This window comes from Bradyrhizobium sp. Ec3.3 (assembly GCF_000472925.1).
Classification (GTDB): Bacteria; Pseudomonadota; Alphaproteobacteria; order Rhizobiales; family Xanthobacteraceae; genus Bradyrhizobium.
The window spans coordinates 47,975-57,987 of record NZ_AXAS01000058.1 but is presented as its reverse complement, the minus strand read 5'-3'; the positions used below and the strand labels follow the sequence as shown (position 1 = coordinate 57,987).

6 protein-coding genes and 1 pseudogene are annotated in these 10,013 nt (G+C 57.7%); 3 read left to right on the top strand and 4 right to left on the bottom strand.

Annotated features, from left to right (window positions below):
- Positions 1-493 precede the first annotated feature (493 nt).
- Entirely contained in the window at positions 494-1,279 is a 786-nt protein-coding gene (locus tag YUU_RS60520; protein ID WP_198031893.1) for a glycosyltransferase, read from the bottom strand.
- 653 nt (positions 1,280-1,932) lie between these two features.
- Here YUU_RS60520 and YUU_RS0137040 point away from each other — a divergent pair.
- Positions 1,933-2,967, top strand: coding sequence for a hypothetical protein (locus tag YUU_RS0137040; RefSeq protein WP_027526849.1), 1,035 nt, complete (start codon positions 1,933-1,935; stop codon positions 2,965-2,967).
- A 44-nt stretch (positions 2,968-3,011) separates the two neighbouring features.
- Here the strand turns inward: YUU_RS0137040 and YUU_RS0137035 are convergent, their stop codons facing one another.
- A complete protein-coding gene (locus tag YUU_RS0137035; protein ID WP_156944716.1) occupies positions 3,012-3,401 on the bottom strand; it encodes a helix-turn-helix domain-containing protein in 390 nt (129 codons plus the stop codon).
- 506 nt (positions 3,402-3,907) lie between these two features.
- On the opposite strand from YUU_RS0137035, the gene YUU_RS52960 reads away from it, so the two are divergent.
- Both YUU_RS52960 and YUU_RS0137025 read left to right on the top strand, forming a co-directional pair.
- Positions 3,908-4,609: a CDP-alcohol phosphatidyltransferase family protein gene (locus tag YUU_RS52960; protein WP_051390086.1), complete on the top strand. Its 702-nt coding sequence runs from the start codon at positions 3,908-3,910 to the stop codon at positions 4,607-4,609.
- 383 nt (positions 4,610-4,992) lie between these two features.
- Positions 4,993-6,330, top strand: coding sequence for a glycosyltransferase family 1 protein (locus YUU_RS0137025; RefSeq protein WP_198031892.1), 1,338 nt, complete (start codon positions 4,993-4,995; stop codon positions 6,328-6,330).
- A gap of 1,898 nt (positions 6,331-8,228) precedes the next feature.
- Here YUU_RS0137025 and YUU_RS57165 read toward each other — a convergent pair.
- A pseudogene (locus YUU_RS57165) lies at positions 8,229-8,573 on the bottom strand (transposase); the annotation flags it as partial.
- A 1,192-nt stretch (positions 8,574-9,765) separates the two neighbouring features.
- Positions 9,766-9,963, bottom strand: coding sequence for a hypothetical protein (locus YUU_RS52955; RefSeq protein ID WP_035664398.1), 198 nt, complete (start codon positions 9,961-9,963; stop codon positions 9,766-9,768).
- Positions 9,964-10,013: the final 50 nt, after the last annotated feature.

The window sequence follows — 10,013 nt, the reverse complement described above, 5'->3', positions numbered from 1 at the left end:
AATCAGGTGCGAAGGCTCTGGCTTACGACGCTTCGGCGTCGGAGTCAGAAGGCTGATCTGTCCTGGGAGCGCTTCATCCGCCTCGTCGATCGCTTCTTTCCGCCAATCAAGACACTACACCCGCTGCCCTGTCACCGCTTCGACGCCAAAACCCGAGGGAGGAGCCCGGTGCGTTAGCAGCGCTCGCCGGGATCTGGGTGGGGGGCGAGGAGCAATCCTCGTCCCTACCACGACCACGGGGCGGCTTTCGGCCGGCCGAGATTTCAAATGCGCATCGCTTGGCGACAACGCAACGAGATGAGTGTCCAAAATGGACGCTTTACGAAAAGACCGTCGTCAGGATCCGATGTTACTAGCAGATCGCGATCCAAGCTTTCTTCGGTGATCACAATCTGTCGGTACGTATATTGCCCGCAGCGGACCTCGCGCAATGTCCGCCTCTGCGCCGCTGTCGCGGGCTAAGCGCAAATCGCGTAATGAGTTCACGCCCTGGCTAGCTTGCCGCTAGAAAACGCTCAATCGCGTTTTCGAAGCTGCTTCCTCGGGGAGGGCTTGGTCCGCAAAAACCGGGCCGTGCAGCATGTGCTTTGATCGCGTTCAGCCATTCCGGCCCGTCGAGTGTATCGAGCAGAGACAAGCCCTTACTTGCCGATTCTTCGGTCGACAGTTCGGCAAAACTGGGGTTTCTGGCCGCAATAACGGGCAGGCCAGCGGAAAGCGCTTCCACCACAGGCAGTCCAAAGCCCTCCGAAATCGACGGCGCAAGCAGTGCGGCTGCGCCATCCATCAACCGCCTGAGCCCTGATGTCGTCAAGCCCGACACCTCGATCACATGCCTCGAAATCGCAGATGAACGCTCCAGCATGTCAATCGCCGCTTCCGCGTTCCATCCGCGCTTTCCCACGATGACGAGCGCGGGGACATCGTCGGAAGTCTCGGCCAGTTCGCACCAGAGCCGGAGTAGAAAGATGTGATTCTTGCGGGGCTCGATGGTACCGCAAACGACAAAATATGGCCTGCCGGCAAGGCGTGGATCCGTACGGCGCGGGGCCAGGAATGCATCCGATACCGGCAGGGGAGCGACGAGAATCGAGGCGGAATGGCCGTCCCGCTCATAGTATTGCCTGACCTGCCCGGCCACGAAGGATGACGCGACGATGATGCGGCCGCAGAGCTGCCTGATGCGCTTCAGCCGACGCGCATGCCGATCCGGTTCCGCGGGCCAGAAGTACTGGGGCGCGACGATTGGAAAGAGGTCATGAATGAAGAAGGCGGGCACGATGTCGCGCCGGCGCTGCAGCCATCGTAGGTGCGCATGATATTCGAGCGGAAAGTGGGTCGCGTTCAAATAGGCCGCTCCCAAGGGAGCGGCGCGCAGGGGCGACGTGCCGAGCCTCAGCCCGTACTTCCGAAGCGCTCCAATGAAGCGCCGCCGCGGGCGTGCCACAGCCTTTGTGATGGGACCACGACCGGAACCGGGGTTGGTCAGCCGATGAACGATCTCTTCGTATAATAGATCCTCAAAAGGCCCATCCCTGCCGGCCGCGCCTGGCTCCCGCCAATGCTCCTCGATGTCCAGAACGAGCTCCTGCGCGAGCGAGGCGGGAAACAGGCGGGGACCACCCGCGATCGTCCAGAGCAGGGCTTGTGTGTCCTGCGAGCGCTGAAAGGCGAAATGCCTGGCGAGTCTGAGATCGACACGGTCGATCCCGTTTGGCGTATCGTTCAGGAAGCGCGTCGCGAGCCGGGTGAAATCGTAGATCGTTGGCCGCGGGGATGTTGTATCCATGGTCGCCAGTAGAGATCCCAGTCCAGGGCGGCGCCTGGAGATTGTCTCGGCATCAATCGTGGTTGCCTGCTCTCGACAGCACCATGGCTACCATGGCACGGTCGAAGCCGATAAGGGCGTAATTGCGATCCATCACGACGTCAATGAAGCGAACTGATCCCGAGCTCGATCACCAACTGAGCGGCCTACTGGAGCTGCTTGGCCCGGATTCCCAGCCAAATTTGAACGCGTTGACCGGGCGGATGCGGGATCTCAACAATCTAGCGCTAACTGTGAAGTTCTTCGGCTATGAGCTCGCTCGCAAGCTTGCGTCGGATCTGCCAGCGCTCAAAGCGACGGAACCATTCCGCGTAGGCTTGAGCTCCAAGCCCTCGACGCAGGCCGACCTTGAAAGCGACTGGGCGGCGTATTGGCTTGCGCAACTCAAAATTCCGAGAATCTTTCACCGTAAGCTCTGGGAGTTTGCCTACCTTCTTCAGGGCTTGTGGGAGAAAGGCGTCCTAGCGCCGGGCAAGCGCGGCCTGGGATTTGGCTGCGGACAGGAGCCCATACCGAGCTACCTCGCAGCGCGCGGCCTTGATCTCACAGTTACCGATGTCGGGCCTCAGCAAGCCCAATCGAGCGGTTGGCTGGAGTCGGGCCAGCACAGCACCACGATCGATGCCCTATTCATGCCACACCTCGTCGACCGGGAAACCTTCGATCGCAATGTCCGGTTGCGTTACGTCGACATGAATGCCATCCCGAATGACTTGCAGGACTTCGACTTCTGCTGGTCGATCTGCGCGCTTGAGCATCTGGGGTCGATCGAGAAGGGCCTGGCGTTTATCCGCAACTCGCTTGGCCCGCTGCGTCCTGGAGGCGTTGCGATCCACACCACCGAGTTCAATTTTCTCGACGACAAGCGCACGATCGACAACTGGCCGACCGTCCTATTTCAGAGGCGGCATTTCAGCGATCTTGCCCGCGACCTTGTCGAAGCCGGTCATTCCGTCGCGCCGCTAGACTTCAGGGTTGGCGACAAGCCACTGGACAAGTTCATCGACGTTCCACCCTTCGCGCACGATTTTCCCGATCCGGTAAAGGCGGAGTGGGCTCCGTCGGCCGCGCATTTGAAGATCAGCATCGATGGATTTGCCTCGACCTGCTTCGGGCTGATCGCGGTGAAGGGCAATTAGCCTTGACCGTTGGCCTCGACGAAGGGGCCTTCAAGGATATGTTCCTAAGTGCCGAGTTTGGAGGCTTTCAAACTTTTCTCCGCAGTCCAGAAAATGCGCATCGCTTCGGTGACGTACTTTGTCTGATTGTGGGCGCGTTCTTCCGACATCAGATAGACGTTGCCGTGACGCGTGACCACGCCGGTCCTCGAGAACTCGTTGAGCTTGCGAATTACCGTCGAGCGCGGCAGGCCGACGTAATGCGAGATCTTCGTTGCATTCATAGGTCTGTTTTCTGCATGGCCCACCATGATTGCAGAGCCGATCAACAGCAATGAGTGCTCAGCAGGCTTCTTGCCGAACACAGAATCGACCATCACGCGGGTGAGCGCAATGTACGCCTTCGCCAATGCCAGCCGCTCCGAACGGTGCATAATCGGGTACGTCCCATGCATGGGCCCCTCCTTTTGATTGGCATCCGTAAGACTGACCGTGCCCGGCTTGGGCTTCAAGCGGCAGGCTGCGGTGTGCCTACGCAGCGCCTACGATGAGTGCTTTATCCGAGTTACTGCTCTGGTGCATCCAGCTATTTGATCGCCAGTTGTCCGGTCGTGATCTTCTTTTGATTTTTCGCCAACGCAAATCGAATAGTCAGCCAATAACCGGCGACGACAGCGCGACGAGATGAGTGTCCAAAATGGACGCTTTACTACAAGACCGTCGTCAGGATCCGATGTTACTAGCAGATCGCGATTCAAGCTTTCTTCAGGCGGTGATCACAATCGCAAGGCGGCAATCTCGGTATCGCATATTCAGCGGATCTTGCGCAATGTCCGCTTCTGCGCCGCTGTCGGGGGGCTACTCGACATCGCGGAATTTTGAGCACACGCCGTAGTTGGAGCTACTTTGGAAGCTTGGAGGGGGAATGCGAACTTGGCGACAGAATCGAAGCTACCTAGCGGTGGCTGAGCAATCCGCGATTAGTGCTATTCTACCGCTGATCCCGAGCAAGGTTTCACCCGATCATCTGACTTACCTTGGCTTCGCCGGCGCGATCGTGACCGGGTTCTCTCTCGCTGCGAGCTCGCTGTCGGCGGCCTTTCTCCCGCTGGCGGTTCTTGGCCTGCTCCTGAACTGGTTTGGCGATTCCTTTGACGGCTCGCTGGCAAGGTTTCGTTCGACCGAGCGCCCTCGCTACGGGTTCCTGCTGGATCATTCTATCGACCTAGTGGCGACGACCTTCATCCTGGTCGGGCTTGGCGTCTCGCCTTACATGCCGTTTGACTCCGCCTGCTTTGCCCTTCTGACCTACCTGCTTTTTTGTGGCTACGTGTATATCAAGGTCGCCGCCGACGGAGTTCATCGCCTGGACTTCTGCGGGTTTGGAGCAACCGAATTCCGCATCATGGTTGCCCTTTGGGTGCTCATGGTGCACGCCCTTGGTCTTGAGGCCTTTGTCAACCAGACGACCTCGCATCTCGGCCCGTATTTCACCGACGTCCCCGTCCTCGACATTGCAACAGGCCTGGCCTGCTGTGTCGCATGCCTCGGACTGTTTCGCGTCATCCTGCGCGACGCCGCGATGCTGCGGTCTGCCGAGCCGGTTCCGTTTGTGGCGGGCAAGGTGGTCGAACTGCTGAAAACTGAAAAGCGATCTGCCTAACGACACGATTGGCGCAGAACAAGCTCTAAACCGGTAATGGGACTGACGGAGCTTTGCCGCGGCAGGCCTTGGTGCTACCTGACTTTTGGCCTCGCAGCCTCTTGTGCCCGCTCCGCTCACTAGGCTTCGTAGGCGGGCCTTCCACGTCGTGGCGGAGAGTCGGAAGGCAGCCCACCCAATGAGGGTGGCAAGTCAGCAATCGGGTGCTGCCTTTGTTGCGCAACCACCAGCGGCCAGTGTGGAGACGATCTGGGACACGAGGGCGAGTCTAATTCCACGTTCACATTGCGCGGATGTGAACGTTCCGAACCCATCTTTCTAAAAACTGGGCTATGGGACTTTGCTCGATAATTCAGAATTCCAAGCTTGCAGAAGGTGAAACGTTGAGCAACCCTAGCGTGCTGATTGAGGCCTACAATCTTGGCCTGCATGGTGGAACCGGCATTGCGACGTACATCGCCAATTTATTGCGAGCGGTAAGAGCTAACGGGTATTCGGTCGACGGCCTACTTCACTCTTATGCTTCCTTGCAGCAAAAGGAAGCGATTGTGGACGAAGTCAGGTTTCACGACCTTCGCAATTCAAGGCCCTCAAAGTTCGTCACGCGCGTAGAGAGCAACTGGCGGCGCGGAATTGGGCTACCCCTCGGTATCCGCGCTCAGCAGTTGATGCGCTCTGGCATGATTGTCGATTCCGGCGCAGCCGGCCTGGCGGCGACTAGGATGTTCGATCACGCCTATGTCGGCCGCATGTTCATGGAGTTTTCCCGCTTCCACTTCAACAGGTACGGAGTGGCAGCCCGGTTAAGTATTCCCGGGCGCGTGCCGAATTTGTTCCATGCGACCCAGATGGTACCGTTGAGGGTGGTCGGCGCGGCGAACGTCTATACGATCCACGACCTCGTGCCGATTTTGCTGCCTTATACAACGCTCGATGACAAACGTTTCTTTCTTTCGGCTGTAAGGCATCTCTGCAAGAAGGCAGACCACATTGTAACCGTATCGGAAAAGTCGAAGGCCGACATCATCGCTCTGGCCGGCATCGAAGAGAAGAGAATTACCAACACCTTTCAGGCGATCTCTATCCCTGACAACCTTCTGGCGATAACTGACGATGAAGTTGCTCTGCGCGTACGAAATCTCTTCGGCCTGGAGTTCCAGGAGTATTTCCTGTTTTGTGGAGCTTTGGAGCCCAAGAAGAATGTATCTCGACTGATCAATGCGTATGCGGCTAGCGGCAGCAAGCATCCGCTAGTGATCGCTGGGCCGCTCGGCTGGGAGTATCAGGCCGATCTTGATAGAATCAACGATGATCGATTTACCAATTGGACAATGTCCAACAACACTATCTCGCGGCACAGAAAGGTAAGGCACCTGAATTATCTTCCGTATGCTCATCTGATCGTGTTGATGCGCGGAGCTCGTGCGCTGTTGTTCCCCTCCCTCTACGAAGGGTTTGGCCTGCCGGTGCTTGAAGCCATGACTCTGGGAACGCCGGTTATTACCTCGACTGCCGGTTCATTGCGCGAAGTGACGGGGGATGCCGGAATTCTTGTTGATCCACTGGATACGGATGCGCTTCAAAAAGCGATTGAGGATGTCGACGCCGATGAGGCGCTTAGAGCAGAACTGTCTCGTCGGGGACGAAATCAATCGAAGAAATTTTCTGCGGAAGCTTATCAACGGCGCGTGGCGGACCTCTACAAGAGTATCCTTGGCTAATCTATAGCTCTACTTCTTCAGTCCGAAGGAGAACATCTGATTCTTCTGGGGATCGATCATTAACCGGATCGTCGATTAGAGCCCGAAATCCCAGTTGGCTTTGAAGTAGCAATGGTCGTGCCACAGATTTGAGATAGCGCGACCGGTGAGATGGCGATGCTTGAGAGACGAAAGGCAACCGGTAGCGATTCACGTTGGCGAGTCTCCATTCAAAGGAGAGAGACGATGGTCAGCAAACCTATCGCGGCTAGTGCCCACGCCAAAGCATCCAGTGTCGATCACGTGTCATGGCGGTGCCTGCTTTGGATTTCTGATCATCCACAGCGGCCACGCCGGATAGCTTGGCCGAGTTGAGTTAGATCAATAGAAGATCAGCAGCAGGGCCGAGAAGGCCGCTACGGATAGCGCGCCGGCAGCAATTACCATCGACTGAAATAACCGGTCATTCCCCATGGGGGTACCGTGGCACACGTCGGGATCGGCCACCTATACAGTCGGCGCCAGAAAAAGATGAACGTCTGCGGCTGAAGGCCGCGTCATCTGGTACCGCAAGTGTACGGAAGCGAACAGATCAGCCAGCCCGAGTCGGCTTCGGTCAGTTGGTTTGGCTGACCCAAGGCCAAGCACCTCCAACGGCCCCGGCCCCACTCAGCCCCCTAACCCCTGGCCGGGGCCGTCTTCAAAGCCCCATAGTCGGGTTTAGGAGCCGAGGTCCCGCTCTTGTGCAGCTCGAGCCAGCCGCGCGCGACCGCTATCTTGATGCCAGCGCCGAACTCCTCGCTTGGAACCGTAGAATTCATGGCGGCATAGGACGACCTATCCAACTGAAGTGCGGCCGCACGTCGGTACCGCAAATGGTCAAGATGGTGCAAACAACGCGCGGCTCAAATATCAGACAACCGGACGCCATCGGACGGCGCTGAGGGTCACGGAATGGCTGCAATGGTGGTCTTTCCGCAAGAGACCAGGACGCCGCTAAGTTGGATGCGATAGACTAGGACGCCGTGCAGCCGGAGCTGCGCATGTCGCCGAACGTGGTTTTCTGGGGGCGCAGTAGCTTGCTGCGCAAAACCACGCGCAGTGTCACTGGTCGCTCCATGCGCTCTTCGGCGGCTGATAGCCGTTACTATTCCACCAACTCTGGGGCGGCTGGCGCCGTGCGGCGTCATTACTCCACCAGCTATTTGGCACTTGACTTGGACCGCTCTGCTGGATGGAAAGCCTCCGTTGCGCGGTAACTCCGGCCCTAGGTGGGCCACCGGCTCCGGCTCCCGGATTGATGCTGTCCGAGCCTCCGCCCATGCCGCCAACGCCTTGGGCATATGCGAAGCCCACCGGTGCGCCCGCCAACAAGGTGGCCGCCAGAAGTGAGAACATCATCCTCCGCATTTCAGCCTCCTCGTTTTGTGTCGCGCCAACCGAGCCTAGGTGTATCCCTAATTCACCCTCCGCGCCCTATCGGCGGAATTTACGAGTTAGCACTTGTAGCACATGCCTCCATTTCAGACGTCTATGGCGATCTAATACCGACAATCAACATTGAGTGTTGACAAATTACATAAATCCGAAATCTGTTTGACGCACGATTATTTCTAAGGTTCCGTACTCTCACGATCGATGGGGAAATGGGGCTTTGCATCACATGAAAGAGTAAGCGACTAGGTGTTTAGTCCCAAGAGAATGAAGGCAACTGGCTCCCCGCTCCGAACGGCCCGATCTACCTGGTCATGCGGTTGTACTGGAGTTATGTGCGTCAAGTTCAGCAAAATTAATCATAGGGTCCGGCCGAGCCATCCCCTCGGAGCCGCCGTCGCTCGCTCATCCCAGCGCGCAAGCGTTGGCGAGCGGCGGCGGCGGAGAGGGGTGGCGCCCATCCCACTGGTGGGCCTGAGCATCGGTCAGGCCGCCCGGCGTAGCGCCTCCTTGTGCTCTTTCAACATATCCATGTCGAGATAGCGGTGGTCCTCGAGCCAGGCCTTGTGGCGCTCGACCGTCAACGCACGGACGAGCCTTAAGCAGCTCTCAGCACTGGGGAATGCGCACCACATAGGTCGGCCGTCTGATCTCCTCATTGAGGCGCTCCAACATGTTGGTCGACTTCATGTGTTTGCGGTGCGCCAGCGGCAGGCGGAAGTAGGTCAGGTGAGCTTGGGGTACTTGCCGCGCCATTTGGCCAGATCGCGCCGCACCTCGCCAAGGTCGCGCCGGTCATTCATCCAGCGCGGCTCGAGCAGGCAATCGTCGTTAAAGGTGCCGCGAAAACGGGATCTCGGCAATGGTTCATCAATGATTGGGGAGCATCCTCAAACGGTCGCGGGAGGAGTCCTCAGCCTACCCCTTCTTACCCGTGGCCGGACATGAAAAGCCCGTCGGCGACAATGCCGGCGGGTTTTGCCTGTTAGCCAAGCGGGTTAACCTGGCTGCTTTATTTTGAGGACCCACCGAATGCCACCGACAATTGAATTGATCGTTTCCGCTTATGTTCGTTCGAAAACCGCGCTGGTAGAACACGGCGAGGGCGCCCGCATAGTCGGACCATTTCGGTCCCGCCCCATTTTGTTTCGACGCGCAGGTGGTACACATAGTCGTTGTGTTCGCCGGTCATCATTGTGGTGTCCCAGCTCTGCACGAAACTCGATGTTGCTGTTACGATCCTCCACCGCGCTACTGTCCGAGACCGCTCAGCTTACCCGTGCGGGACTCGCCGGGGTTATTTGCGAGAATTGGAGGTATGCGATTTTCCTGATTTTCCGTGCTCGCGGGAGATAGATTCCCTGTTCGCTAGCGAAAAAAGTCCCTGTTCCGATTTGGACGCGGCACGCCGCGACGCTAGGATTTCTAGGGATTCTCAGGTACTTCTCGCCAATCTTCTTTTGCGTAGGCGTCCTGCGACGGGGTGTTTTCCCTGTAAATTTCCCTGTTCGCAGGGAAATGCTTTAGTTGGCCCTTTTGATCAGGCCCTCACGGTGGGTTGGTTTTGGCTTTCCGAGTGGAGCGGGGGCGGCGCCCCAACGAGCTCACGGCCCTAATCGCGCGAAAGGCCGCGGTCATGGCGGGGGCTTACAGACGCCAGCGGCAACCTGACTTGGTAGGATCTGATCTGACTATGTTGGGCGCCGGAGCCCGGGAGAATTGATCCACTCATCGATGTGGGCGGCCGTGTCGGCTTGGCTAGCCTTCCTCTGAAGCTCTTCTCTCTCCTTGCCGGCAGGCATCGTCTTCGCCTGCTCACGGCTCTCTTGCGCGACTTTCGAGAGCTGATCCTGAAGAGAAACTGTCTGCCCAAAAGCGTATCGCATGACGCTGCTCCCGCGTTGGCGAAATCGCGATTTTCCAATTTACGGCTGACGTGATGCTGGTTGAGGAGAGTTTCTACCCTCTCGCTCTCGAACGCCAGTTCTTTTTTGACCGGCCTCAAAGAGATGGACTCAAGAATCAGTCAGAGGTGATGTCGCGATTTTCGATGTCCCGCTGAAGCCTGCCTTGAAATTGTTGGTCAATTGGCGCGGCCCGTCGCTTGGGTTCGTAGCGCTCCACCAACTTCAGAAGACGCCTTTTGATAAAGGGATCAGCTCGCTCGGCGAGATCTCGCAATATCTTCGCACGCTGCTTGTTAAATTCATCGTCCAACATCGTCGTCCCCGTACAAGAAAATGATATTGCAATCGGGGTAATATAGCGTG

Coding starts and splice junctions, on each gene's coding strand:
- YUU_RS0137040 (WP_027526849.1), top strand. CDS start 1,933: ATGAAGCGAACTGATCCCGAGCTCGATCACCAACTGAGCGGCCTACTG.
- YUU_RS52955 (WP_035664398.1), bottom strand. CDS start 9,963: ATGTTGGACGATGAATTTAACAAGCAGCGTGCGAAGATATTGCGAGAT.
- YUU_RS0137035 (WP_156944716.1), bottom strand. CDS start 3,401: ATGCATGGGACGTACCCGATTATGCACCGTTCGGAGCGGCTGGCATTG.